Genomic DNA, 25227 nt, shown 5'->3' on the forward strand with positions numbered 1-25227 from the left:
CCCGAGCGCTGTCAGGCCGCGGCCTTCTCCCTGCCCCGCAGCAGCATCAGCGCCAGGTACACCACCATCGAGGTGCCCAGGCCCACCGCCCAGCCGTAGTCGGCGAGGGACGCCAGCGCCGGAACGGGCCGCCCGTCGATCAGCGGCTTGAAGCTCGCGCCGCCCACCGCGAGGACACCGCCGGCCGCGAAGGCCACGACGGCCCGCCAGTTCCAGCCGCCCTCGTACCAGTAGCGGCCGCCCGTGCGGTACAGATCGGTCAGGTCGAGCTTCGAGCGGCGCAGGATCCAGTAGTCGGCGATGAGGATGCCGGCCACCGTGCCGAGCAGACCGCCGACCAGGCCGAGCCAGGTGAAGATGTAGCCCTGCGGGTCGGAATACAGCTTCCACGGGAAGATCAGCACACCGATGACACAGGTCGCGAGCGCACCGGCACGGAAACTGATCTTCCGGGGCGCGATGTTGGAGAAGTCGAAGGCCGGCGAGACCAGGTTGGCCGCGATGTTCACGGACAGGGTCGCCACCAGCACGGTCACCAGCGCGTAGAGCAGGCCGACCACGTTGTCCGTCTTGGCGGCCAGCTGTACCGGGTCCCAGACCGGCTCTCCGTACACGGCCTGCGAACCGGAGGTGACCAGCACCGACAGGAACGCGAACAGGGTCATCGTGGTCGGCAGGCCCATCGCCTGGCCCCAGGTCTGGGCCTTCTGGCTCCTGCCGTACCGGGTGAAGTCCGGGATGTTCAGCGACAGGGTCGACCAGAAGCCGATCATGCCCATGAGGGAGGGCCAGAACAGCTTCCAGAAGTCGCCGCCCCAGCCCAGCTTGGAGGGCTGGTCGAACAGCGGGCCGAGACCTCCGGCCTTGCTGCTCATCCACCACAGCATCACGAACGCACCGACGATCACGAAGGGCGCCGCCCAGTTCTCGAAGCGGCGGATCGTCTCCATGCCCCGGTAGATGATGGCGACCTGGAGCGCCCAGAAGATCGCGAACGACAGCCACATCGTCCAGGCGTAGCCGCCGATCTTGCCGGCGTCGGTCCAGCCGTTGCCGATGAGCTTCCCGGCGAGGAAGTAGATCGCCTCGCCGCCGATCCAGGTCTGGATGCCGAACCAGCCGCACGCCACCAACGCCCGTACGACGGCGGGCAGGTTGGCGCCGCGGACACCGAAGGAGGCGCGGGCGAAGACCGGGAAGGGGATGCCGTACTTGGGGCCCGCGTGCCCGGTGAGCAGCATCGGGATCAGCACGATCACGTTGGCCAGGGCGATGGTGAGCACCGCCTGCTTCCAGTCCATGCCGACGGCGATCAGACCGGAAGCCAGCGTCCACGAGGCCGTGTTGTGGGCCATGCCGACCCACAGCGCGGAGAAGTTGTACGTGGTCCAGGTGCGCTTCTCCACGGGGACCGGAAGCAGGTCCTCGTTGGCGTACGTGCCGCTGGGCTGCGGCGAACCGGGGGCTATCTCCACCCGGCCGTCGGCGAGGGTGACTTGAGTGGACGGCGGTGTGGCCGTGGGAGCGGTGTCGGTCATGGGCAGGCCAATCAATGAGGGGCGGATCCGGAAAGGCCGTGCGGGCTCCGGTCCCCTCCCCGGGGAGGTGGGGAGGGGAGAACAGGAGTGGGGGGTGGGGAGGAGGGGGACGTGGGAGGGGTCAGCCGTTGAGGGCCGGGATCACCTGTGTGCCGTACGCGTCGATGACCCTTTCCTGCGCGTCGTGCATGTCGTACACGGCGAACTGGTCGACGCCCAGTTCGCGCAGCGCGTTCAGCTTCTCGATGTGCTTCTCGACCGGGCCGATGACGCAGAACCGGTCGACGATCTCGTCGGGCACGAACGCGGTGTCGGGGTTGTCGGCGCGCCCGTGGTGGGAGTAGTCGTACCCCTCGCGGGCCTTGATGTAGTCGGTGAGTTCCTCGGGTACGGCGGCGGAGTGCTCGCCGTACTTGGCCACCAGGTCGGCCACATGGTTGCCGACCATGCCGCCGAACCACCGGCACTGCTCACGCGCGTGGGCCAGCGCCTCGGGCGAGTCGTCCTCCGTGACGTACGCCGGGGCGGCGACGCAGATCTTCACCTCGGACGGGTCGCGGCCGGCGGCGACGGCAGCGTCCTTCACGGCCTTGACCATGTACTCGGTGAGGTACAGGTCCGCGAGCTGGAGGATGAACCCGTCGGCCTCCTCGCCCGTCATCTTCAGGGCCTTGGGGCCGTACGCCGCCATCCACACGGGGAGTTCGGCGTCCGCCTTGATCCACGGGAACCGGACGACCGTACCGCCGCCGAGGTCGGCCTCGTCGCCCCGGCCCAGCGCCCGGATGACCTTCATGGCCTCGCTGATGCGGGCCAGGGTGTTGGGCTTGCGGCCGGCGACGCGCATCGCGGAGTCGCCGCGGCCGATGCCGCACACCGTACGGTTGCCGAACATGTCGTTGAGGGTGGCGAACGTGGAGGCGGTGACCTCCCAGGTGCGGGTGCCCGGGTTGGTGACCATCGGGCCGACCTTCAACTTGGTCGTGTTCGACAGAATCTGACTGTAGATCACGAACGGTTCCTGCCAGAGCACGGCGGAGTCGAAGGTCCAGCCGTACGTGAAGCCGTTGCGCTCCGCGCGCTTCATCAGGCTGACGACCTTCGAGGCCGGCGGGTCGGTCTGCAGGACGAGTCCGAAGTCCATGTGCGCCTCTCCTAGTTGAGGTACTGACAGGTGGACCGCGGGGTGTAGACGCCGTGACCCGCGCGCCCGGTGTACTCCCGCTCGGTGATGACGGGTTCGCCGCGCGAGAGGACCGTCTCTACGCGGCCGGTGATGCGCTTGCCCTCGTACGCCGAGTAGTCGACGTTCATGTGGTGCGTCTCGGCGGACACGGTCTGCTCGGCGTGCGGGTCGTAGATGACGACGTCGGCGTCGGCGCCCGGGGCGATCGTGCCCTTCTTCGGGTACATGCCGAACGTCCGGGCCGGGGTGGCGCAGGCGATCTCGATCCAGCGGCGGCGGGAGATGTGCCCGTCGACGACGGCCTGGTGGAGCAGGTCCATACGGTTCTCGACGCCCGGCAGGCCGTTGGGGATCTTCGAGAAGTCGCCCCGGCCGAGCTCCTTCTGGCCGACGAAGCAGAAGGGGCAGTGGTCGGTGGAGACGACCTGCAGATCGTTCGTCCGCAGGCCCTTCCACAGCTGGGCCTGGTGCTCCTTGGGGCGAAGGGGCGTGCTGCACACGTACTTCGAGCCCTCGAAGTCGGGCTCGGCCAGATTGTCCGTCGACAGGAACAGGTACTGCGGGCACGTCTCGCCGAAGACGTTCAGCCCCTCGTCGCGCGCCCTGGCCAGCTCGGCGACCGCCTCCATCGCCGAGACGTGCACGACGTACAGCGGAGCCCCCGCGACCTGTGCGAGCTTGATGGCGCGGTGGGTGGCCTCGGCCTCGAGGAGCGCCTTGCGGACCTCGCCGTGGTAGCGCGGGTCGGTCTCGCCGCGGGCGAGCGCCTGCTCCACCAGGACGTCGATCGCGATGCCGTTCTCCGCGTGCATCATGATCAGGCCGCCGTTCTCGGCGGAACGCTGCATGGCGCGCAGGATCTGGCCGTCGTCGCTGTAGAAGACGCCGGGATAGGCCATGAACTGCTTGAAGGAGGTCACGCCCTCCTCGACCAGCAGGTCCATCTCCTTCAGCGTCTCCTGGTTGACGTCGGAGACGATCATGTGGAAGCCGTAGTCGATCGCGCAGTTGCCCTCGGCCTTGGCGTGCCAGGCGTCGAGGCCCTCGCGCAGGGTGTGGCCGACGCTCTGCACGGCGAAGTCGACGATCGTCGTCGTGCCGCCCCAGGCGGCCGCCCGGGTGCCGGTCTCGAAGGTGTCGGAGGCGAAGGTGCCGCCGAACGGCAGCTCCATGTGGGTGTGGACGTCGACCCCGCCCGGGATGACGTACTTCCCGGTGGCGTCCATCGTCCGCTCGGCCGCCCAGGCCTCGGCGGCCGGGGTGCCGGAGGCGGCGAGGGCGGCGATGCGGCCGTCCTCGATCAGGACGTCGGCGTGGATCTCGTCGGACGCGGTGATGACGAGACCACCGCGGATGACGGTACGGCTGCTCATTCTCGCTCTCCTGCCGTGTTCAACACTGGTGTGGTGCAGGTCGGTCGGTGCCGCCGGTCGGGCCCCGTGCACCGGACCGGCGGACGTACAGGCCGGTTACGGAGCGGTGATCGGGGCGTACGCGTCGGGTCGGCGGTCGCGGAAGAACTGCCAGCGGTCGCGGACCTCGCGCAGCTTGGCCAGGTCCAGGTCCCGGACGACGAGTTCGGTCTCCTTGTCGCTCGCCACCTCGCCGACGAACTGGGCCTCCGGGTCGACGAAGTAGGAGGTCCCGTAGAAGTCGTTGTCGCCCAGGTCCTCGACCCCGACCCGGTTGATCGCGCCCACGAAGTACTCGTTGGCGACGGCCGCAGCCGGCTGCTCCAGCTGCCACAGGTACCGGGACAGACCCCTTGACGTGGCCGACGGGTTGAAGACGATCTCGGCGCCCTCGAGGCCCAACGCCCGCCAGCCCTCCGGGAAGTGGCGGTCGTAGCAGATGTAGACGCCGATCTTCCCGACGGCGGTGTCGAAGACCGGCCAGCCCACGTTGCCCGGCCGGAAGTAGAACTTCTCCCAGAAGCCGGGCACCTGCGGGATGTGGTGCTTGCGGTACTTGCCGAGGTACGAGCCGTCGGCGTCGATCACCGCGGCCGTGTTGTAGAGGACGCCGGGCTGCTCCTCCTCGTACATCGGCAGAACGAGGACGAGACCGAGTTCCCTGGCCAGCGCCTGGAAGCGCTTGACGATCGGGCCGTCCGGGATCTGCTCGGCGTACTCGTAGAACGCCTTGTCCTGGACCTGGCAGAAGTAGGGCCCGTAGAACAGCTCCTGGAAGCACAGGACCTGAGCACCCTGCGCGGCCGCGTCGCGGGCCGCCTGCTCGTGAACCTGGATCATCGATTCCTTGTCGCCCGTCCACGCGGTCTGGAAGAGGGCGGCACGGATCACTCTGCTCATCGGGACCTCCGGTCGCTCGGTGTGCAGTGAGAGTAGGAAGTCCGAAAGCAGGCTTTGAGTTGCACCGTGTCACGTCTGCGGGCACGCGGCGTGCCACGGTGTCACGCGTGCGTGGGCCCATGTTTCACCGCCGTTTTCCCAGTTCGTCGCATGTTTCACCCCTGTTGCGCGTCGTGCGCGAGGAGCGCGATGTGCACCGAGGCCGCCTGCTCGAAGTCGTCGAGGTCGACGCCGAGCCGGGTCTGTATCGCCTCGAGCCGGCGGTAGAGCGCGGGCCGGCTGACGTGGTGGAGCTGGGCGGTGCGGGACTTGTTGCGGCCGGTGGCCAGATACGTCCGCAGGACGGACAGCAGATCCTCGTCGGCCGCGCACAGCAGCCCGTCCAGCTCCCGCTCCGCGAAGGACTGCACATGCGGGTCGTCCCGCAGCAGCCTGATCAGTCCGCGCAGGTGTACGTCCCTGAGGCGTACGACGGCCGGCAGGTCGAGGACGGCCGACGAGTCGGCCACGGCGTCGGCGACGTGCTGGGCCTCGCGCAGCCCGGCTGGCACGTCGTCCCAGGCGGTACGGGGGCCGGCCGAGGCGACGACCGTACGGGCGGCCCCCGACTCCGTCCGCAGCCGGGCGGCGAAGTGCGCCGCGAGGGCCTCGGCGTCCTGGTCACGGGGGAGGCTGAGCAGGACGGCCGTGGCCGTGTCGGCGAGCTCGGCGACGAGACCGGACAGTCCCAGCAGCCGGAGCATCCGGTCGAGCTGGGCCGGGTCGCCGTCCCGTACGACCAGCGGCACGAACGTCCGCCGGTTGACCGGCAGTCCGGCGGCCCGCGCGCGGGGCAGCAGCTGCCGGGCCGGTACGACCCCGGAGACCAGGTCGGTCAGCAGGCTCTGCGCGGACTGCTCCTCCCAGGTGTGGGCCGAGGTGCCGCCGAGCATGCGGTGCAGGACGAGGGCCTCGGCGGCACGGTCGGCGAGCAGCCGTCCGGCGGCGGTGTCGCCGCGGTACCCGCACAGCATGATCCGGCCCCACCGCTCTCCGCGTCCCGCCAGCTCCGCGCGGATCCAGCCGTCGCCCTCGCTGCCGCCCGCCTGCCGGGCGATGCGTTCCCAGTCGCGCAGCACGTCGTCCACCGCGGGCCGCTCCCCCGCCGTGGCGAGGACGCGGTGGGCGAGGTTGGTGACGACGACGGGGCAGGCGCTGTGCTGGGCGACCTCGTCGAGAAGGCGCTGCAGCGGGGCGCCCGCGGTGATCAGTCCGGTGAGTGCGGTCCGTACGGACTCGGAGAGGCTGACGGCGGCGAACTTCCGCCGCACCAGCCGCGCCTGGACCTCCTCGGTGAGTTCGGCGAAGGGGAAGGGCCGGTGCAGGACGACCATCGGCAGCCCGCATCGCTCGGCGGCCCGGCGCATCACGTCCGGCGGGGCGGGGAACGCCCTGCCCAGCCCCAGGACGACGGCCGCGGCCTCCGCGCGGTGCAGCGACCGGATGTACTCGGCCTGCTTGTCCTCGTCACCGGCGAGCAGCACCCCGGTGGTGAGCACCATCTCGCCGCCGCTGAGCATCACGCCCACGTCGGGGGCCTCGGCGACATGCACCCAGCGCACCGGCCGGTCGAGGTGACCGGCGCCTGCCACCACCTCGGGCTCCCCGGCCAGTACCCGTTCCAGGGTGAGCACCTGGCGCACCGACAGGGCGGGTTCCAGGCGCTCGAAGCTCGCGAAGGTGGTGGTCATGATGTTCCCTTGCTCAGCGTGCCGCTACTGGGTACTCCTCAGAGCCTCTTCGAGGATCTCGGCGCCCTCCTCGGCCTCCGCGACCGTGAGGGACAGCGGCGGGGCGACGCGCAGGGCGCTGGTGTTGTGGCCGCCGCCCTTGCCGATCAGCAGCCCGCCCGCGCGGGCCGCCTCGAGCACGGCGGACGCCCGGTCCGGGTCGGCCTCGTCGGTCCCGGGCCTGACCAGCTCGACGCCGATCATCAGCCCGCGTCCGCGCACCTCCCGGACGCCCGGGACCTGCGCGGCGACGGCCCGCAGCCGCTCGAGGAGCAGCCCGCCGACGCGCCGGGCGTTGCCCTGCAGGTCGTGTTCCAGCAGGTACGACAGGTTGGCGAGCCCGGCGGCCATGGTGAGCTGTGTGCCGCCGAACGTGGAGATGCTGTTGGCGTCCAGGCAGTTCATGATCTCGGCGCGGGCGATGACACCGCCGATGGACGTGCCGTTTCCGATGCCCTTGGCGAAGGTGACGATGTCCGGCGGGCCGTTCCGGCTGTGCGCCTGCCAGCCCCAGAAGTGTTCGCCGGTGCGGCCCCAACCGGTCTGCACCTCGTCGGCGATCCACAGGATGCCGCGCTCCTGAAGGACCTCGCGGAAGGCCGCGTACAGGCCGTCCGGGGGCATGGTGAAGCCGCCGACGCCCTGGACCGGCTCGGCGATCAGGGCGGCGGGCGGGCGGGTGTGCCCGAGGAGGTCCTTCAGGTCCTCCACACAGGCCGCGATGAAGGCGTCGTCGTCGAGGTGGGCGTACGGGCCGCGGGTGCGCACACCGCCGTGGACGTACAGGGTCTGCAGCGGTGACAACGACGTCGGGGACCAGCTGCGGTTGCCGGTGATGCCCACCGCACTGAAGGAACGGCCGTGGTAGCTGTTGCGCATGGCCAGGACGGTGTTGCTGCGCCGGTAGGCCGTCGCGAGCAGCAGGGCCGTGTCGTTGGCCTCGGTTCCGGAGGTGGTGAAGAAGACCCGGGCGTCCGGGATGCCGCTGAGCTGGGCGATGCGCTCGGCGAGTTCGACCATCGGGCGGTTGAGGTAGAGCGTGGACGAGTGGATGATCCGCCCGGCCTGCTCGCTCACCGCCTTCGTCACCTCGGGCAGGGCGTGCGCGGTCATCGTCGTCAGGATGCCGCCGAAGAAGTCGAGGTACCGGTTGCCGTCGGCGTCCCAGACGTACCGGCCCTCGCCGTGGGTGATCTCCAGCGGGTCCTCGTAGTAGAGAGCGAGCCAGTCCGGCAGGACGTTCCGGTGGCGGGCGTAGAGGTCGCTCACGGCTGCACCAGCCCTTCGTAGGCGTCGGGGCGGCGGTCGCGGTAGAAGGCCCACTGCTGCCGCACTTCTTCGATCACGTCGAAGTCGAGATCGCGGACGAGGAGTTCCTCCTTGGTGTCGCTGGCGGTCTCCCCCACGAACTGCCCGCGCGGGTCGACGAAGTAGCTCGTGCCGTAGAAGTCGTTGTCGCCGTACTCCTCCTGGCCGACCCGGTTGATGGCCGCGATGAAGTACTCGTTGGCGACGGCGGCGGCCGGCTGCTCCAGCCGCCAGAGGTAGCCGGAGAGGCCGCGGTGGGTGGCCGAGGGGTTGTAGACCAACTGAGCGCCGTTCAGGCCGAGTTGCCGCCACCCTTCCGGGAAGTGGCGGTCGTAGCAGATGTAGACGCCGACCTTGCCGACGGCCGTGTCGAAGACGGGCCAGCCGAGGTTGCCCGGTTTGAAGTAGTACTTCTCCCAGAAGCCCTTGACCTGCGGGATGTGGTGCTTGCGGTACTTGCCGAGGTAGGTGCCGTCGGCGTCGATCACCGCCGCGGTGTTGAAGTAGAAGCCCGACTGCTCGACCTCGAAGACCGGCACCACGATCACCATTCCGGTCTCGCGCGCGAGCGCCTGCATACGGCGCACGGTCGGCCCGTCGGGAACCGGCTCGGCCCAGCGGTAGTGCTCCGGCTCCTGGACCTGACAGAAGTAGGGCGAGTTGAAGACTTCCTGGAATCCGATCACCTTGGCGCCCTGGCGGGCCGCCTCACGGGCGTGCTCCTCGTGTTTCGCCACCATGGACTCGGTGTCGCCGGTCCAGGTGGCCTGGACCAGAGCGGCGCGTACGACGTTGGCCATGAGCTGCTCCTTCGACGGGACGTCAGAGCCTCTACGCCCGTAGACGCAGGCCGTAGAGGGACGAACGTAAGCCTCCGGGACGGGCTTGCCAAGACCATTGTCGTCAACCCGCGGCGTCGATCGTGTTTCGCACCCCCGTGGGTGAGTCGTGGGGCCGGTACGAACTGGTCCCGGGGCCCCGTTCAGGTGGTGAAGCCCGCGACCCGGAGCGCGTGGAGCAGGTCCCAGTGCCGCACCTCCGAGACGCCCTGGGCGGCCTCCAGCAGGAGCGGTACGAGCGTCGGCGGGTCGGCGGCGGCGCTGCGGGCCGCCTCCTCGGGGGTGCGGACCTGTACGTAGGCGTCGAGGAGCGCCTGCACCTCGCGCCGGCGCCCTTCCGCGACCAGCCCGAGCACGGCCTGCCCGATCTCGTCCGCGGGCCGTGCGACGCCCTGGCGCAGGATCTGCTCCCCGTCCGGTGCCCGCCCCGCCGCGGCCAGCGCGTCGGCCGCGGCGACGAGCCGGTCGGCGGGCAGCGAGGCCGCCTCCCACAGCAGGGTGGCCCAGTCGGCGGTCAGCCCGGCGTGCTGCAGTTGGGCGGCGAGGAGCGGGAACCGGGCGGCCGGCCAGTAGGCGATCTCGACGAGCAGGGCGTGCGCCTCGCCGCTGCGGCCCTCACCGCGCAGCCGGACGAGCCGCTCCACGGTCTCGACGGTCTCCCGCCGGGCCACCGCGTCCAGCGCCTGGACCTGCGGCTCGGCCTGCTCCGCCTCCCCGGCCGCCCCGGCGAAGCGCGCTCCGCGCGGACTGCGGCGGGTGGCGGGAGACGGCGCCGGCAGCGTCGGCAGGGCGGTCGGCGGTACGACGAGGGGGGCGGCCTCCTCCTCGGCCATCCCGGCGAACCGCGCGCTGCCCCGGCGGCGCTTGCGCTGCTTGGGCGCGGGGTCCGAGGCGGCTTCGGCGGGGCGCTCGGGGGCGGGGTCCGTGGTGGCGGGCGCGGCGGGAACGGGGTGCGTGCCGCCGTCGCCGGGGTGGTGCGGGTGCCCGTGGTCGCCGGTCCCGTCCGTTGTGGAGGCGGGGCCACCTTCTTCATGCCAGTCGGCCGCTCCTGCCGTCACGCGGAATCGGTCGCCGTACGAACCATCGCCGCGCACGCCATCACCCTGGGTACCACCGCCCCCCGGGGCCTCACCGAACGCGCCACCGGCACCCGATTGCGAGCCGTCACCGAACACACCCCCAGCGCCCGGCCCGGCACCGAACACCCCACCTGCGCCCCTGCGAACCGCCTGGGTGTCGCGGATCCGGCCCCGGACGGACCGCTGGTCCAGATCCTCCATCCGCGCCCGGAGTTCGGCGCAGCGCGCGGTCGCGCGGTCGTGGTCGTCGCGGGCCCAGGCGAGGTCGAGGCGGATGGCCTCGGCCTCCTGCCGGGTCGTCGCGGAGGCGAGCATGCGCCCCAGTTCGGCCTGCCGTTCGGCGGCGTACCTCTGCTCGCGGAGCATGACGTCCAGCCGGTCGCTGAGCGCGTTGCGGGCGCCGGGCCGGGCATCGTACGCAGTCAGCGCGGCCGCGTGCAGGGGTCGGGCCCGTGCCTCCTCGGAGGCTGCCGCGGCGGGGCCGTATGCCGCCGCGAGGTCCTGCAGGAGCGCCTCCACCACGTCCCAGGGCGGGACTTCACGCCCGTCCAGGCATGCCTGCATGCCATCGGGGTCGCGCTGCCAGAACACCGCGCACCAGCCGCCGCCCTGATCCAGGCGCGCCAGCAGGCCGTTCAGGTGGTTCGCGAACTCCCGCAGCCGACCCGGGAGTTGATCCACAGTCATCGCTCAACTCCCGCCAGACCGGAGTACTCCGCTCCGTAGGCAACACCAGCCGCGTTACGGGCGTGCTACGGCCAGTTTTCAACGGGGGTCCGGGAGCCTCATTGCGCGATCTTGACCATTGCGCGAAGCGGCGGTCACACAGGGACCAGGGCGCACTGCTCCACCAGTTCGTCCATGGACAGCCCGAGGACGCGGGCCAGCGCCGCCACCGTGAAGAACGCCGGTGTCGGGGCACGGCCGGTCTCGATCTTGCGGAGGGTCTCGGCGGAGATTCCCGCGCCCGCCGCGACCTCCGTCATGCTGCGGCCGCCGCGGGCCTCGCGGAGCAACCGCCCGAGCCGCTCACCGCGTTCGCGCTCTTCGGGGGTCAGAGGATTACGCACCATGCCGTTATTCTAATACCGGTATAGTAATTGGCATGGTGGAACTGAAGACAGACACATCGATCGACGCCATGTACGAAGCGGGCCAGGTCGTCGGCCGGGCGCTCACGGCCGTACGCCAGGCCGCCGACGTAGGCGTCACCCTGCTGGAACTGGACGAGGTGGCGCACGACGTGCTGCGCGAGGCGGGAGCGACGTCGCCGTTCCTCGGCTACCGCCCCTCCTTCGCCCCCGTCCCCTTCCCCGCCGTCATCTGCGCCTCGGTGAACGACGCGATCGTGCACGGCGTCCCCACGCGCTACCGACTGCGCGACGGCGACCTCGTCTCCATCGACTTCGGCGCCGAGCTGAACGGCTGGGTGGGCGACTCGGCGATCAGTTTCACCGTCGGCACACCGCGCCCGGCGGACGTACGCCTGATCGAGACGGCCGAGCGCGCCCTGGCGGCCGGTATCGCGGCGGCCGTCGTGGGCAACCGCATCGGCGACATCGCCCACGCCATCGGCACGATCTGCCGCGAGTCCGGCTACGGCATCCCGGACGGCTTCGGCGGCCACGGAGTGGGCCGGCGGATGCACGAGGACCCCGGCGTGCCGAACGAGGGCCGCCCCCGCCGAGGCCTCCCCCTCCGCCACGGCATGGTCCTCGCCCTCGAGCCCATGCTGATCGCCGGCGGAAACGACGACTACCACGCGGCCCCGGACGGCTGGACCCTACGGACGAACGACGGCTCGAGAGCGGCCCACGTGGAACACACGGTGGCGATCACGGAATCAGGCCCGCGCATTCTGACTGAGCGCGGCTAGGGACACCCAACGGCGCGGGGAACGGAGCGACCAGCCCCCACAACCCGCACCCGCCCACCAACCACAGCCCCGCAGGACATGCCACCAACCCTCACCCATGCCATCGTGGTGTAAGCCCCGCAGGGACAGGGCACTCGTCCGCACCTGGCAAACGCACGCGATCGAACGGAACGCCATGACCAGCGGCTTCAACGGCCCGGAGGGCTACGGCGACCCCTTCGGTGAATTCCTGGCTCGCTTCTTCGGCGGCCCCCGCCCCGGCCCCCGCCAGATCAACATCGGCCAGCTCCTCAGCCAGCCGGCGAGGGAGCTCGTCCGCGGCGCCGCCCAGTACGCCGCCGAGCACGGCAGCCGGGACCTGGACACGGAGCATCTGCTGCGCGCCGCCCTCGCCACCGAGCCCACCCGGAGTCTGCTCAGCAGGGCGGGCGCCGATCCCGACACGCTGGCGTCGGAGATCGACGAGCGGTCCGGCCCGGCCCAGCATCCGCCGGGCGAGGCACCCCCGCCGACGTCGCTGTCCCTGACCCCGGCCGCCAAGCGCGCCCTGCTGGACGCGCACGATCTGGCCCGGTCGCGCGGCGCCGGCTACATCGGCCCCGAGCACGTGCTCAGCGCCCTCGCCGCGAACCCGGACTCGGCCGCCGGGCACATCCTGAACTCGGCCCGTTTCGCCCCCGGCGGCCTGCCGCCCGAGGCTCCGGACGTCGCGCCGCCGCGGACGGAACGTCCGCAGCCGACCGGCACCCCCACCCTCGACAAGTACGGGCGCGACCTCACCGACCTGGCCCGCCAGGGCCGTATCGACCCGGTGATCGGCCGGGAGGAGGAGATCGAGCAGACGATCGAGGTGCTCTCCCGGCGCGGCAAGAACAACCCCGTGCTGATCGGTGACGCGGGTGTCGGCAAGACGGCCATCGTGGAGGGGCTCGCCCAGCGCATCGCGGACGGGGACGTGCCCGACGTGCTCATCGGCCGCCGGGTGGTCGCCCTGGACCTGACGGGCGTGGTCGCCGGCACCCGCTACCGCGGCGACTTCGAGGAGCGGCTGAACAACATCGTCAACGAGATCCGCACGCACTCCGACCGGCTGATCGTCTTCATCGACGAGCTGCACACCGTCGTGGGCGCGGGCGGAGGCGGCGAGGGCGGTTCGATGGACGCCGGCAACATCCTCAAGCCGGCCCTGGCCCGTGGCGAGCTGCACGTCGTGGGGGCGACGACCCTGGAGGAGTTCCGGCGGATCGAGAAGGACGCGGCGCTGGCCCGCCGCTTCCAGCCGATCATGGTGCCGGAGCCGACGGTCCCGGACGCGATCGAGATCCTGCGCGGTCTGCGGGACCGCTACGAGGCCCACCACCAGGTCCGCTACACCGACGAGGCGCTGGTCGCGGCCGTGGAGCTGTCCGACCGGTACCTCACCGACAGGCGGCTGCCGGACAAGGCCATCGACCTGATCGACCAGGCGGGGGCGCGGGTGCGGCTGGGCGCCCGGACGAAGGGCACGGACGTGCGTGCCATGGAGCGCGAGCTCGAGCAGCTCGGCCGGGACAAGGACCAGGCGGTCGCGGACGAGCAGTACGAGCAGGCGACACAGCTGCGTGACCGCATCGGCGAGCTGAAGCAGCGGATCGCGGAGGCGACGGGCGACGACCGGGCCGACGAGGGACTGGACCTGGAGGTGACCGCCGAGGCGATCGCCGAGGTCGTGTCCCGGCTGACCCACATCCCGGTCAGCAGCCTCACCCAGGAGGAGAAGGAACGCCTGCTCGGTCTGGAGCAGCATCTGCACCAGCGGGTCGTCGGCCAGGACGAGGCGGTCCGCGTGGTCTCCGAGGCGGTGCTGCGCTCACGCGCCGGGCTCGCGAGCCCCGACCGGCCGATCGGCAGCTTCCTCTTCCTCGGCCCGACCGGCGTCGGCAAGACCGAGCTGGCCCGTGCCCTCGCGGAGGCGCTGTTCGGCAGCGAGGACCGCATGGTCCGCCTGGACATGAGCGAGTACCAGGAGCGGCACACGGTCAGCCGTCTGGTCGGCGCCCCGCCCGGCTACGTCGGCCACGAGGAGGCCGGACAGCTCACCGAGGTGGTGCGCCGGCATCCCTACTCGCTGCTCCTCCTCGACGAGGTGGAGAAGGCGCACCCGGACGTGTTCAACATCCTGCTGCAGGTACTGGACGACGGCCGGCTCACCGACTCCCAGGGCCGCACGGTGGACTTCACCAACACGGTCATCGTGATGACCAGCAACCTCGGCTCCGAGGCGATCACCCGGCGCGGCGCCGGCATCGGGTTCGGGGCGGGCGGCACCGATGCCGCCGAGGAGGCGCGGCGCGAGCAGATCCTGCGGCCGCTGCGCGAGCACTTCCGGCCGGAGTTCCTGAACCGCATCGACGAGATCGTGTTCTTCCGCCAGCTCACCGACGAGCAGCTGCGGCAGATCACCGATCTGCTCCTGGAGCGGACCCGCCGGCTGCTGAACGCGCAGGGGATCGAGGTCGAGTTCGCCGAGGCGGCCGTCGACTGGCTGGCCGAGCACGGCTACCAGCCGGAGTACGGCGCCCGCCCGCTGCGCCGCACCATCCAGCGCGAGGTCGACAACCAGCTCTCCCGGCTGCTCCTCGACGGCCGTGTCAAGGAGGGCAGCCGGGTGACGGTGGACGTCGAGGACGGGCGGCTCGCGTTCCGACCGCAGGACGCGGCGCCCGCCCCCGAGCTGTGACGACGCGTCCGGCTACGACGCCGGGTGCACGACCATCGCCGAGCCGCCGCCGCGCCGTACCTTCTCCGCGGCGGCCAGCCACCTGCCGTCCGGCAGCCGCTGCACACCGGTAGCCGCGCCGATCTCGGGATTCAGTTTGAAGGCGTGCCCGATGGCCTCAAGCTGTTTCTGCAGTTCACTGCCGTAGAGGCCCGGTTCGAGTTCGGTCTGGGCCGCGTTGCGCTGGCTGGCGCGCGGTGCCGCGATCGCGTCGACGAGCGGGAGACCGCGGTCGAGGAACTCGGTCAGGGTCTGCAGCACGGTGGTGATGATGGTCGACCCACCGGGCGAACCGAGCGCCACGACCGGCTTGCCGTGCCGGTCGAGCACGATCGTCGGCGACATCGACGAACGCGGTCGCTTGCCGGGTCCGGGCAGGTTCGGGTCGTGGACGGCCGGGTTGGCCGGGGCGAAGGAGAAGTCCGTCAGCTCGTTGTTGAGGATGAACCCGCGGCCGGGGACGGTGATGCCGCTGCCGCCGGTCTGCTCGATGGTGAGGGTGTAGGCGACGACGTTGCCCCACTTGTCGGCCACCGTCAGATGCGTGGTGTTCTCACCCTCGTACGTCGTCGGGGCCGCCGTACCGCCGGTGGTGCAGGCCGTCGGCCGGCGCGGGTCGCCGGGTGCGAGCGGGCTGGTGAGGACGGCGTCGTCCTTGATGAGGCACGCCCGCGAGTCGGCGTACTTCTGCGACAGCAGTTCCGTCGTCGGCACGTCCTCGAAGGCGGGGTCGCCGACCCAGCGCCCGCGGTCGGCGAACGCGATGCGGCTCGCCTCGAGGTAGCGGTGCAGGTACTGGACCTCGCTCGCCTTCGAGAGGTCGGTGTTCTCCAGGATGTTGAGGGCCTCGCCGACCGTGGTGCCGCCGGAGGACGAGGGGGCCATGGAGTAGACGTTCAGGCCGCGGTACGAAGTCTTCGTCGGTGCCTGGAGCTTGGTGCGGTAGGCGGACAGGTCGGCCGCGGACAGCTTGCCGGGCCGGGCGTTCCATCCCGAAGCCGGGTCCACCGGCGGGTTGTCGACCGTGTCGACGATGTCCTCGCCGAGGTCGCCGCGGTAGATCGCGCGGACGCCCTTCTTGCCCAACTCCTCGTAGGTGCGGGCGAGATCGGGGTTCTTGAAGGTGGAGCCGACGACGGGGAGCCGCCCGCCCGGCAGGAACAGCTTCGCCGTGTCCGGGAAGTAGCGGAAGCGGGTCTCGTTGGCGGCCGTCTGCGAGCGGAAGGTGTCGTCGACGGTGAAGCCGTCGCGCGCGATCCGCTCGGCCGGCTTCAGGACCGTACCGAGTTTCCTGCTGCCCCACTTGTCGAGGGCCGTCGCCCAGGTGGCGGGCGTGCCCGGCGTGCCGACGCTCAGGCCGCTGCTGACCGCGTCGGCGAAGGCGAGCGCCTTGCCGTTCTCCACGAACAGGTTGGAGTCGGCGGTCAGGGGTGCCGTCTCCCGGCCGTCGAGGGTCTGCACCGTACGGGACTTGGCGTCGTAGTAGACGAAGTAGCCGCCTCCGCCGATGCCGGAGGAGTAGGGCTCGGTGACGCCGAGCGCGGCGGCCGTGGCGACGGCCGCGTCGACGGCGTTGCCGCCCTTCTTCAGGACCTCGATGCCGGCGGCGGAGGCGTCCGCGTCGACGCTCGCGACGGCGCCGCCGTAACCGACGGCCACCGGCACCTTCTGCGGTGTCGAGGCGGCCTGGGGCGGCGCTGTCGCCCCCACCGACACCACGGCGGCCGAGACCGCCAGGACCGACAGTTTCCGCGCGACAGGGCGCATCCTTACCTCCAGTCCACGAATGTCCGCGCAGCGTAACCACTTCCCTGTGGCCCCGACAGGCTCATTCAGGGCAGGCGTCATACGATCGCCACACTTCGAACACCGGTACGTACAAGCCATACAGGCCCGCTACCATGCGCGCCCATGAATGACGACGTGCGCAACATCGTCCTGGGCGTGGTCGCGGCCGGCATCAGCGCCGCCATCGGCTGGGTGGCCCGCACCTACCTGTGGAAGCGCAAACTCCGCAGGAAGCAGGCCTTCTTCGGGCTGCCCGACAACTCCGAGTCGCTGCTCGTGGTCAACCGCGACGCCGGCAGCGCGGATCTGGCGGTGCACCGCTACGACGTGTTCGCCCTCCTCGAACTGGCCGCCCTCATCAAGGACTGCGGGGCGCACGCCGAGGTGATCACCCAGGACGCGGCCCGGCAGGGATTCGGTGAGCGAACGGAGTTCTGCGTCGGCGGCCCCGGGTCGAATCGGCGTATGGCGGCGCACATGCACGCCATGCTGCCCGGTGTGCGCGTGAACACCGACCCCGAACCGGGCCCGGACCGGCTGGCGTTCCAGATCGGCAGCGAGCGCTACCGCATGGAGCCCGGCCTGAACGAATACGTGCTGCTGGCACGGCTGACGGCCGGGCAACCCGGCCTGAGCCGGCCGGTCTTCCTGTTCTGCGGCCAGCGCGCGATCACCAACCAGGCCGCGACCCGCTATCTCGCCCGCAACCACGAACGGCTGTACCGCAAGCACGGCAACAGCTCCTTCGTGTTGCTGCTGAAGGTCGTCAACTCCCAGGCGTACGGCCCGGACGTGGTCGAGCTCGTCGGGGACGTGACCCGGGCGGCGCAGGCACCCCTGCCGGCCTCAACTCCCGCTCCACGCACCTCACACCGCGCGTCCTGAATTCATTCACATGACAACAATCGTTACTGCCACGTAACTTACCGACGGGTTACTTGCGGTAAGGGCTCGAGGTTACCGTCTGGTCACTTTGCACTGACACGAGTGAGGAGTGACCCCGTGGGACTGGGACATCACCGCAAGGCCCTGCGTACGACCGCCGTGGGCGCCGTCTCCGCGACCCTGATCGCCGGTAGCGCCCTCGGGCTCGCCCCCACCGCTCAAGCCGCCGCGAACGGCGTCCGCTTCGTCGACATCAGCGGCGACGGCGGCACCGTCCTCAAGGCGAACGTCGTCACGCCCGCCGGCGCCGACGGCTCGCGCCGCTACCCGCTGATCGTGCTGCCCACGAGCTGGGGCCTGCCCCAGCTCGAGTACCTCGCCCAGGCCGAACAGCTCGCCAACTCCGGCTACGTGGTGCTGACGTACAACGTACGCGGCTTCTGGCAGTCCGGCGGCGAGATATCCGTGGCCGGCCCGCCCGACATGGCGGACGCGTCCAAAGTCGTCGACTGGGCGCTCGCGAACACCCCCAGCGATCCCCGGCACATCGGCATGGCGGGCGTCTCCTACGGCGCCGGGATCAGCCTGCTCGCCGCCGCGCACGACAAGCGGATCAAGGCCGTCGCGGCCCTCAGCGGCTGGGCGGACCTCATCGGCTCCATCTACTCGGGCCGCACCCAGCACGTCCAGGCGGCCGGTCTGCTGGACGGCGCGAGCCTCGTCACCGGCAGGCAGAGCGCCGAACTCCGGCAGATCTTCAACGACTTCTACGCCTCCAACCTGTCCCGGGAACAGGACATCATCAACTGGGGGAAGAAACGTTCTGCCGGGACATACGTGGACCAGCTCAACAAGAACGGCGCGGCCGTCATGCTCGCCAACGCCTGGGGCGACACGGTCTTCCCGCCCAACCAGCTCGCGGACTTCTACGGGAAGCTCACCGTCCCGAAGCGACTGGAGCTGCGTCCCGGCGACCACGCCACCGCCGAGATCACCGGGCTGTTCGGCCTGCCCAACGACGTGTGGACCGACACCCGGCGCTGGTTCGACCACTACCTTAAGGGCGCGGACAACGGCATCGACCGTGAGCAGCCGGTGCGGCTCAAGTCCCGCTCCTCGGGCGGCTACGAGGGCTACCCCGACTGGAAGTCGGTCGGCGCGACCAGCAGGAAGATCAATCTCGCGGGAACCACCACGATCCGCGCGAACGTCGACTCCGGAGCGGACGGCGGGGTCGTCTTCCTGTCCAGCATCCTCGACCAGGTCGCCGAGCTGCCGCCGGTCGCGGCGATCCCGCTGCTCCCCCGCCGCTGGGCGGCCGTATGGCAGTCGGAGAAGTACACCGCCGCTGGGCGGGTACGCGGCACCGCGCGACTGCACACCACGCTCACCCCGACCGAGGAGAGCGGCACCCTCGTCGCGTACCTGTACGACGTGGGGCCGCTCGGCCTCGGCAAGCTGGTCAGCAACGCGCCGTACACCTTCCACGGGCGCACGCCCGGCCGGCCGTTCGGCGTCGACCTGGAGTTGTTCTCCACGGCCTACGACGTCCCGGCGGGGCACCGGCTCGCCCTGGTCGTCGACACGGTCGACCCGCTCTACATCGAGCACAACCCGTCCGGCGCCCAGCTGACCTTCTCCTCGCCGGTGAACGACCCGTCGTACGTGTCGATCCCGCTGCGCGAGCAGTGATCTCCGGCCGGCGCCGGCCGGGTATGGCTCTGTGAACTGCTGCCCCCCACGGTCTGCCCAGGGGCCGTGGGGGGATCCCCACCCGGCAGCAGCGTCCCGGTGCGGTCCGGCGGCCTCACCGTCGGCACAGGGATGAACGGCCCATCGTAGTCGCCCGGTTCAGTGCTTGAGAATCTTGGACAGGAAGTCCTTGGCGCGGTCGCTGCTCGGGTTGGTGAAGAACTCGTCGGGGGTGCGGTCCTCGACGATGCGGCCGTCGGCCATGAACACGACGCGGTTGGCGGCGGACCGGGCGAAGCCCATTTCGTGGGTGACGACGACCATCGTCATGCCGTCGCGGGCGAGTTGCCGCATCACCTCCAGCACCTCGTTGATCATCTCGGGGTCGAGCGCTGAAGTGGGCTCGTCGAACAGCATCGCCTTGGGCTCCATCGCGAGCGCTCGGGCGATGGCCACGCGCTGTTGCTGGCCGCCGGAGAGCTGCGCGGGGTACTTGTCGGCCTGGGTTCCGACGCCGACCCGGTCGAGCAGGGCGCGGGCCTTCTCCTCGGCCGTCTTCTTGTCGGCCTTGCGGACCTTGATCTGGCCCAGCATCACGTTCTGCAGCACGGTCTTGTGCGCGAACAGGTTGAAGGACTGGAAGACCATGCCCACGTCGGCGCGCAGCCGGGCCAGGCCCTTGCCCTCTTCGGGCAGTGGCCTGCCGTCGAGCAGGATGGTTCCGGACTGGATGGTCTCGAGCCTGTTGATCGCTCTGCACAGTGTCGACTTCCCGGACCCGGACGGGCCGATGACCACGACCACCTCCCCCTTGCCGACGGCGAGGTTGATGTCCTGCAGGACATGCAGCTCCCCGAAGTACTTGTTGACGTCACGCAGCTCGATCAACGGATCGACGGCCATACGCAGCCCTACTCACTCTCAGCTGTGCCGTGGTTGCCGCAAACTATCCAGACGGGAGTCAACCTGAGGGACGACACGCACCTTTCGATCATTAGCCGTATTTACGTCGGCCTGTGGGTGACGGGTTCATGCCTCCGCGACTTCCGCGTACCGCTGCGAGAGCTCGGGCGCTCCGCTGACGGCCCACTCGTGACCGGAGGCCACGACGTCGAACTCGCGGCCGGAGGCGAGCCGTACGATCGGCTGGCCGTCGCTCCGGATCACCCAGGTGGCGCCGGGCACGGTGCGCACGATGACGGTGCCCAGATAGAGCCCCGCGTCGTTGCCGAGCCAGGGCAGGATCTCCTCGTCGTCCCGCCAGCGGGGCAGCAGCTGGTCGAGGGCTTCCAACGAGGCGGCGGAGTCGTCGAGTCGGACGCCGTTGTCGGACGCCTGGGAGCGGAGCAGATCACATTCGGAGAGGAGTTCGGCGATGCCCTCGGGGTCGGGGAGGCCGGGCCTCTCGTGCCGGTTGCCCAGAAAAGGGATCTTCATACCCTCCAGCGTGTCACTCGTACCGGCGTACGCACCACAGGCGCGCGGGCAGCCTCTTCGGGTCGATTTCGTGAGGTGTTCACGCATGCCGCGTTGACCTGTCCCTGCCGTCTCCCTAATTTCGCCGTGCGTCTTCGGGTCGGGAGGAGTGGTACATGCGCCGAGGTGTGCGGGTGCTGCCGGTGGCTCTCGTCCTGTGCGCGACGGCGGTGCTGCCCGCGTGCTCCACGCGGGCCGTCGCGATCGACCGGTCGGTCCCGCTCCCCCTGGAGCGGCTCTTCGACAACACGGCCGTCAGCGACGACGCCCGGCCGGCCGAGGCGGACTTCGACGGTTCGGGCGCCTCCCTGTCGGCGCAGGACCTCACGGCGGCGGGCTGGACTCCGGGCCGCACACTCACTGTCCAGGGCGCCAGGCTGACCTGGCCGCGGCGGATGCCGGGCCGGCCCGACAACGTGCGGGCGGCGGGGCAGACCGTGCGTGTGCGGGGGCACGGTGACGCGCTCGCCTTCCTGGTGGCCGGAACGGGCAATGCGGAGGTGAAGGGCACGGGCACGGTCTCGTACGCGAACGGCACCCGCTCCGGGTACCGCCTGACCGCCCCCGACTGGCGCACCGGCCCGCTCGCCACGAAGGCGCTGGCCCTGCCGCACGTCAACACACCCCGCGGTCAGCTCGCCGGGAAACCCCGCCTGTACGTCGTGACGGTGCCGCTCGTACGGGGCCTGGAGGTCAGCTCGGTACGGCTGCCCCACGCGGCCGGAATGCACGTCTTCGCGCTGTCGGTGCGGGACGACGGGGCGGGCTGGACGGGCAGCTGGGCGACCGCCACGTCCGGCGTCGCGGCCGTCGGGCCGTGGACCGACCGGACCTTGCGGCTCGTGGCGCACACATCGGTGGGCGGGCCGCGGGTGCGGCTGCGCTTCGACAACACCTTCGCGGCGGCGCCGGTCCGGATCGGGAGCGCGACGGTGGCGGTGCAGGAGCGCGACGCGGCGGCGCGGGACGTGCCGGTCCCGCTGTCCTTCGGGGGCGCGGCGGGCGTCGAGATCCCGGCCGGTGCGCAGGCGTTCACCGATCCGCTCGGCTTCCCGGTACCCGCGAACGCCAATCTGCTGGTGAGCTTTCATCTGCCCGGCCTTGTGACGACGGCGCCCGTGCACCGGCTCGCGATACAGCGGTCGTACGTGAGCGAACCCGGCGACCACACCGCGGACGGGTCCGCGACGGCGTACACCTCGACGCTGACGGCCTGGCCGCTGCTGACCGGGGTGGACGTGAGCGGCGGGCCGGGTTCGGTGGTGCTGCTCGGCGACTCGATCACCGACGGCGACAGCTCGACGGTGGACGCGAACCGGCGGTGGCCCGACGCGCTGGCCGCGCGTCTGCTGCGGCAGCGTCCGGTCCCGCGCTACGGCGTGCTCAACCAGGGCATTTCGAGCAACCGTGTGGTCACCGACCGCTATCCGGGCGACGGCGTCGTTACTTACGCGGCCGGGGTGAGCGCCCTGCACCGGCTCGACCGGGACGTCTTCGCCCAGACGTCGGCACGTACGGCCGTGGTGTTCGAGGGCATCAACGACCTGCGCGGCGGCACGACCGCGGATCAGGTGATCGCCGGCCTGCGGGAGCTCGCCGGGCGGACGCACGCCCGGGGGCTGCGGGTGCTGGCGGCGACCCTCCTGCCGTGCGGGGGGTCGGCGCGGTGCACTCCGGCCGTCGAGGCCGAGCGGGTCGCGGTGAACACCTGGATCCGCGGCGCCGCCGACTTCGACGCCGTACTCGACTTCGACGCCGTGCTGCGCGATCCCGGCCGCCCGACATGGATCCTGCCCGCGTACGACAGCGGGGACCATCTGCACCCCGGAGACGCCGGATACGCCGCCCTCGCGGAGTCGGTGGACCTGAGGCTCCTGTGAGCGCCGGGACAGGCCCTAGACGTCCAGGTCCACCACGACCGGCGCGTGGTCCGAGGCGCCCTTGCCCTTGCGCTCCTCCCGGTCGACGTACGCGTCCTTGACCGCCTTCGCGAACGGCTCGTTGCCGTACACCAGGTCGATGCGCATGCCGCGGTTCTTGGGGAAGCAGAGCTGGCGGTAGTCCCAGTACGTGAACGGGTGGTCGTACTTCAGGGGCCGCGGAACCACGTCGGACAGGCCGGTACCGCGCAGGGAGGCCAGGGCGGCGCGCTCGGCGGGGGTGACGTGGGTGGCGCCCTCGAAGACGGCGGGGTCGAAGACGTCGTCGTCCGTCGGCGCCACGTTGTAGTCGCCGAGCACCGCGAAGGGCCGGCTGCCTGCCGCGTCACCGGCGACCGCGGCCTTCAGTGCCTCGAACCACTGGATCTTGTAGGCGTAGTGGGGGTGGTCCACCTCGCGCCCGTTCGGCACGTACACCGACCAGACGCGGACCGGGCCGCAGGTCGCGGAGATGGCACGCGGCTCCACCGAGCCGTCGTACCCGGGGTCGCCGGGCAGGCCCTTGACGACGTCCTCGATGCCGACGCGGGAGAGCACCGCCACGCCGTTCCACCTGCCGGTCGCGTGGACCGCCGCCTCGTAGCCCAGCTCGCGCAGCTGGTCGAACGGGAACTGGTCCTCGGCGAGCTTGGCCTCCTGCAGGCAGAGCACGTCCGTGTTGCTGCTCTCCAGCCAGGCGAGCAGCCTCGGCAGGCGGGCGGTGATCGAGTTCACGTTCCAGGTCGCGATGCGCATGCCCCACAACCTACCGGGCGGGTCCGACAACCGGCCCCGCCCGGTTCCGTACTCAGACGTCGGCGGACGAACCGGGCGCCAGCCGCAGATGTTCCGAGCCGCCGAGCGACCCGATCTGACGGTCGTAGATCGGGCGGGCGAGGTCGGTGAGGAGGGCGTCGTGGATGTCGTATGCGCGCTGGGGCTTGACCTCGCGGACGTAGTCGATGACCTCGGAGATCTTGTTCCAGGGGGCCATGACCGGGAGCATCAGCGTCTCCACCGGGCGGTCGGGGACGGTGAGGGCGTCGCCGGGGTGGAAGACGCGGCCGCCGTCGACGAGATAGCCGACGTTGGTGATGCGCGGGATGTCCGGGTGGATCACCGCGTGCAGTTCGCCGTGGACCTGTACGTCGAAGCCCGCGGCGGCGAAGGTGTCGCCGTGCCCGACGGTGTGCACGCGCCCCGGGAAGGCCGCCGAGATCCGCTCCGCGACCGACCTGAGCGTCCAGATCTCGGCGGCCGGGTCGGCCTCCATCGCGGCCCGCAGCCGCCCCTCGTCGAAGTGGTCGGGATGCTCGTGGGTGACCAGGATGGCCTCCGCGCCGACCGCGGCGTCCTCCTCGCTGAAACCGCCGGGGTCGAGGACGAGCGTCCGCCCGTCCTTCTCGAGGCGGACGCAGGCGTGCGACTTCTTCGTGAGCTTCATGGGTCCATCCTGCCGCCCCGCTTCGGCAGTTGCCCGCCCGCTCACGCCTCGGGTGTGGTCTCCTCGCGGATGACCTGCTGCGCCACCCTGAACGCGCTGTTCGCGGCGGGCACGCCGCAGTAGACCGCCGCCTGCAGCAGCACCTCCTTGATCTCGTTCGGGGTGAGGCCGTTGCGCAGGGCGGCCCGGGTGTGGGACGCCAGTTCCTCCAGGTGGCCGCCCGCGACCAGAGCGGTGAGGGTGACGCAGCTGCGGGAGCGCCGGTCGAGGCCGGGGCGGTCCCAGATCTCGCCCCAGGCGTAGCGGGTGATGAACTCCTGGAAGTCCCCGGAGAAGTCGTCGGCCTGTGAAAGCGCCCGGTCGACGTGCGCGTCGCCGAGGACCTCGCGCCTGACCTTGATCCCGGCGTCGTACGGGTCCGGTCTGCCCATGGTGAGGGCCTGCGGCGGTACGACGGCCGGGGCGATCTCGGCGATGGGCGCGGGCTGCGGCGGCGCGGCGAGGACCGGTTTCACCGGGGCCGCCGGGATGGCCGTCTGGCCGGTGGTCGAGTCGTGGGCGGGCTGCCAGGCCGTGGAGAAGTGCCGGACGAGGAGGTCGGTGACGGCGGCGGGCTGTTCGACCGGCACCAGGTGGGAGGCGCCCGGTACGACGGCGAGGCGGGCGTCCGGGATGCCGGCGACCAGCGTACGGGCCTCCGCGGGGCCGGTGACCTGGTCGTCCGCGCCGACCAGGACCAGGGTGGGCACGCCCACGCGGGCGAGTTCGGGCCGTACGTCGAACGACGCGAGCGCCTCGCAGGCCGCGATGTAACAGCCGGGGTCGGTGGTGCGCACCATCTGCACCGCCCAGTCGGTGATCGCGGGCTGCGCGGCGGCGAACCCGCCGGTGAACCAGCGGTCGGGCGCCGTACGGGCGATCGGGTCGAGCCCGTTGGTCCGCACGATCACACCGCGCTGCCGGAACTCGTCGGCTGTGCCGAACCGGGGCGAGGCGGCGATCAGCGCGAGCGAGGCCAGGCGCTCCGGACGGCGCAGCGCCAGCTCGACACCGATCGCACCGCCCAGCGCGCAGCCGGCGTAGCCGAAACGCTGCACGCCGATCCCGTCGAGGGTGGCGAGCAGCCGTGCGGTGAGGTCGCCGACCGAGTCCGCCGGGTACGCCGGGGCGCCGCCGTGCCCCGGCAGGTCGAACCGGAAGACCCGCCACTGCCGGGCCAGCTCCGGGACCTGACGGTCGAACATGTGCCACGTCGTCCCCAGCGACGGACCCAGCACGATGACCGGGGCGTCCTCGGGGCCGTCGAAGCGGTACTGGAGGGCAGGGGTGTTCGTCTCGCTCACCGCTCCACGCTAACC

At 71.0% G+C, this 25227-nt stretch carries 20 protein-coding genes; 5 read left to right on the forward strand and 15 right to left on the reverse strand.

The window, feature by feature from the left end; translation table 11 throughout:
- Positions 1–11: 11 nt before the first annotated feature.
- The 9 genes from ABZO29_RS10765 to ABZO29_RS10805 form a co-directional block, all read right to left on the reverse strand.
- Positions 12–1538, reverse strand: coding sequence for an NCS1 family nucleobase:cation symporter-1 (locus tag ABZO29_RS10765; protein WP_367319928.1), 1527 nt, complete (start codon positions 1536–1538; stop codon positions 12–14).
- A 121-nt stretch (positions 1539–1659) separates the two neighbouring features.
- Positions 1660–2682, reverse strand: coding sequence for a TIGR03842 family LLM class F420-dependent oxidoreductase (locus ABZO29_RS10770; RefSeq protein WP_367319929.1), 1023 nt, complete (start codon positions 2680–2682; stop codon positions 1660–1662).
- Between the two features lie 11 nt (positions 2683–2693).
- Positions 2694–4097, reverse strand: coding sequence for a dihydropyrimidinase (gene hydA, locus ABZO29_RS10775; RefSeq protein WP_367319930.1), 1404 nt, complete (start codon positions 4095–4097; stop codon positions 2694–2696).
- 96 nt (positions 4098–4193) lie between these two features.
- On the reverse strand, positions 4194–5036 hold the full coding sequence (locus ABZO29_RS10780) for a nitrilase-related carbon-nitrogen hydrolase (protein ID WP_367319931.1): 843 nt from the start codon (positions 5034–5036) through the stop codon (positions 4194–4196).
- A 155-nt stretch (positions 5037–5191) separates the two neighbouring features.
- Complete coding sequence (locus ABZO29_RS10785; RefSeq protein WP_367319932.1) at positions 5192–6766, reverse strand: PucR family transcriptional regulator; 1575 nt, start codon at positions 6764–6766, stop codon at positions 5192–5194.
- A gap of 24 nt (positions 6767–6790) precedes the next feature.
- A complete protein-coding gene (locus ABZO29_RS10790) occupies positions 6791–8074 on the reverse strand; it encodes an aspartate aminotransferase family protein (RefSeq protein ID WP_367319933.1) in 1284 nt (427 codons plus the stop codon).
- Complete coding sequence (locus ABZO29_RS10795; protein WP_367319934.1) at positions 8071–8913, reverse strand: nitrilase-related carbon-nitrogen hydrolase; 843 nt, start codon at positions 8911–8913, stop codon at positions 8071–8073. The genes ABZO29_RS10790 and ABZO29_RS10795 overlap by 4 nt, the downstream gene beginning before the upstream one ends.
- 182 nt (positions 8914–9095) lie before the next feature.
- Entirely contained in the window at positions 9096–10718 is a 1623-nt protein-coding gene (locus tag ABZO29_RS10800) for a hypothetical protein (RefSeq protein WP_367319935.1), read from the reverse strand.
- A 134-nt stretch (positions 10719–10852) separates the two neighbouring features.
- On the reverse strand, positions 10853–11104 hold the full coding sequence (locus ABZO29_RS10805) for a helix-turn-helix domain-containing protein (protein WP_367319936.1): 252 nt from the start codon (positions 11102–11104) through the stop codon (positions 10853–10855).
- A gap of 32 nt (positions 11105–11136) precedes the next feature.
- Between ABZO29_RS10805 and map the strand changes: the two genes are divergently transcribed.
- Positions 11137–11907, forward strand: coding sequence for a type I methionyl aminopeptidase (gene map, locus ABZO29_RS10810; protein ID WP_367319937.1), 771 nt, complete (start codon positions 11137–11139; stop codon positions 11905–11907).
- A 175-nt stretch (positions 11908–12082) separates the two neighbouring features.
- Positions 12083–14626, forward strand: coding sequence for an ATP-dependent Clp protease ATP-binding subunit (locus tag ABZO29_RS10815; RefSeq protein WP_367319938.1), 2544 nt, complete (start codon positions 12083–12085; stop codon positions 14624–14626).
- A gap of 12 nt (positions 14627–14638) precedes the next feature.
- Here ABZO29_RS10815 and ggt read toward each other — a convergent pair whose 3' ends face one another.
- On the reverse strand, positions 14639–16432 hold the full coding sequence (gene ggt / locus ABZO29_RS10820; RefSeq protein ID WP_367319939.1) for a gamma-glutamyltransferase: 1794 nt from the start codon (positions 16430–16432) through the stop codon (positions 14639–14641).
- A 144-nt stretch (positions 16433–16576) separates the two neighbouring features.
- On the opposite strand from ggt, the gene ABZO29_RS10825 reads away from it, so the two are divergent.
- Together ABZO29_RS10825 and ABZO29_RS10830 are read left to right on the forward strand one after the other, a co-directional pair.
- Positions 16577–17338 carry a hypothetical protein gene (locus tag ABZO29_RS10825; RefSeq protein WP_367319940.1) on the forward strand — a complete coding sequence of 254 codons (762 nt, stop codon included), beginning with the start codon at positions 16577–16579 and terminating at the stop codon, positions 17336–17338.
- 123 nt (positions 17339–17461) lie between these two features.
- Complete coding sequence (locus ABZO29_RS10830; RefSeq protein ID WP_367326102.1) at positions 17462–19030, forward strand: CocE/NonD family hydrolase; 1569 nt, start codon at positions 17462–17464, stop codon at positions 19028–19030.
- A gap of 159 nt (positions 19031–19189) precedes the next feature.
- On the opposite strand, the gene ABZO29_RS10835 is transcribed toward ABZO29_RS10830, so the two are convergent.
- A complete protein-coding gene (locus tag ABZO29_RS10835) occupies positions 19190–19933 on the reverse strand; it encodes an amino acid ABC transporter ATP-binding protein (RefSeq protein ID WP_367319941.1) in 744 nt (247 codons plus the stop codon).
- Between the two features lie 126 nt (positions 19934–20059).
- On the reverse strand, positions 20060–20467 hold the full coding sequence (locus ABZO29_RS10840; protein ID WP_367319942.1) for a DUF6278 family protein: 408 nt from the start codon (positions 20465–20467) through the stop codon (positions 20060–20062).
- Between the two features lie 155 nt (positions 20468–20622).
- Here ABZO29_RS10840 and ABZO29_RS10845 point away from each other — a divergent pair, with 155 nt between their 5' ends.
- Positions 20623–22386 (forward strand): SGNH/GDSL hydrolase family protein, encoded by a 1764-nt coding sequence (locus tag ABZO29_RS10845; protein ID WP_367319943.1) that lies wholly within the window; start codon positions 20623–20625, stop codon positions 22384–22386.
- Positions 22387–22401: 15 nt separating this feature from the next.
- Here ABZO29_RS10845 and ABZO29_RS10850 read toward each other — a convergent pair whose 3' ends face one another.
- From ABZO29_RS10850 to pcaC, 3 genes are read right to left on the reverse strand one after another with little or no spacing between them, the layout of a single operon-like run.
- Positions 22402–23181: an exodeoxyribonuclease III gene (locus ABZO29_RS10850; protein WP_367319944.1), complete on the reverse strand. Its 780-nt coding sequence runs from the start codon at positions 23179–23181 to the stop codon at positions 22402–22404.
- 52 nt (positions 23182–23233) lie between these two features.
- A complete protein-coding gene (locus ABZO29_RS10855) occupies positions 23234–23869 on the reverse strand; it encodes an MBL fold metallo-hydrolase (RefSeq protein ID WP_367319945.1) in 636 nt (211 codons plus the stop codon).
- Positions 23870–23910: 41 nt separating this feature from the next.
- Positions 23911–25212 carry a 4-carboxymuconolactone decarboxylase gene (pcaC, locus tag ABZO29_RS10860; RefSeq protein ID WP_367319946.1) on the reverse strand — a complete coding sequence of 434 codons (1302 nt, stop codon included), beginning with the start codon at positions 25210–25212 and terminating at the stop codon, positions 23911–23913.
- Positions 25213–25227 lie beyond the last annotated feature (15 nt).

Source organism: Streptomyces sp. HUAS ZL42 (assembly GCF_040782645.1).
GTDB lineage: Bacteria > Actinomycetota > Actinomycetes > Streptomycetales > Streptomycetaceae > Streptomyces.

Excerpts from the sequence above, each read along its gene's own strand:
- ABZO29_RS10765 (WP_367319928.1), bottom strand. The coding sequence starts at position 1,538 with ATGACCGACACCGCTCCCACGGCCACACCGCCGTCCACTCAAGTCACC.
- ABZO29_RS10770 (WP_367319929.1), bottom strand. The coding sequence starts at position 2,682 with ATGGACTTCGGACTCGTCCTGCAGACCGACCCGCCGGCCTCGAAGGTC.
- hydA (WP_367319930.1), bottom strand. The coding sequence starts at position 4,097 with ATGAGCAGCCGTACCGTCATCCGCGGTGGTCTCGTCATCACCGCGTCC.
- ABZO29_RS10780 (WP_367319931.1), bottom strand. The coding sequence starts at position 5,036 with ATGAGCAGAGTGATCCGTGCCGCCCTCTTCCAGACCGCGTGGACGGGC.
- ABZO29_RS10785 (WP_367319932.1), bottom strand. The coding sequence starts at position 6,766 with ATGACCACCACCTTCGCGAGCTTCGAGCGCCTGGAACCCGCCCTGTCG.
- ABZO29_RS10795 (WP_367319934.1), bottom strand. The coding sequence starts at position 8,913 with ATGGCCAACGTCGTACGCGCCGCTCTGGTCCAGGCCACCTGGACCGGC.
- ABZO29_RS10800 (WP_367319935.1), bottom strand. The coding sequence starts at position 10,718 with ATGACTGTGGATCAACTCCCGGGTCGGCTGCGGGAGTTCGCGAACCAC.
- ABZO29_RS10805 (WP_367319936.1), bottom strand. The coding sequence starts at position 11,104 with ATGGTGCGTAATCCTCTGACCCCCGAAGAGCGCGAACGCGGTGAGCGG.
- map (WP_367319937.1), top strand. The coding sequence starts at position 11,137 with ATGGTGGAACTGAAGACAGACACATCGATCGACGCCATGTACGAAGCG.
- ABZO29_RS10815 (WP_367319938.1), top strand. The coding sequence starts at position 12,083 with ATGACCAGCGGCTTCAACGGCCCGGAGGGCTACGGCGACCCCTTCGGT.
- ggt (WP_367319939.1), bottom strand. The coding sequence starts at position 16,432 with ATGCGCCCTGTCGCGCGGAAACTGTCGGTCCTGGCGGTCTCGGCCGCC.
- ABZO29_RS10825 (WP_367319940.1), top strand. The coding sequence starts at position 16,577 with ATGAATGACGACGTGCGCAACATCGTCCTGGGCGTGGTCGCGGCCGGC.
- ABZO29_RS10835 (WP_367319941.1), bottom strand. The coding sequence starts at position 19,933 with ATGGCCGTCGATCCGTTGATCGAGCTGCGTGACGTCAACAAGTACTTC.
- ABZO29_RS10840 (WP_367319942.1), bottom strand. The coding sequence starts at position 20,467 with ATGAAGATCCCTTTTCTGGGCAACCGGCACGAGAGGCCCGGCCTCCCC.
- ABZO29_RS10845 (WP_367319943.1), top strand. The coding sequence starts at position 20,623 with ATGCGCCGAGGTGTGCGGGTGCTGCCGGTGGCTCTCGTCCTGTGCGCG.
- ABZO29_RS10850 (WP_367319944.1), bottom strand. The coding sequence starts at position 23,181 with ATGCGCATCGCGACCTGGAACGTGAACTCGATCACCGCCCGCCTGCCG.
- ABZO29_RS10855 (WP_367319945.1), bottom strand. The coding sequence starts at position 23,869 with ATGAAGCTCACGAAGAAGTCGCACGCCTGCGTCCGCCTCGAGAAGGAC.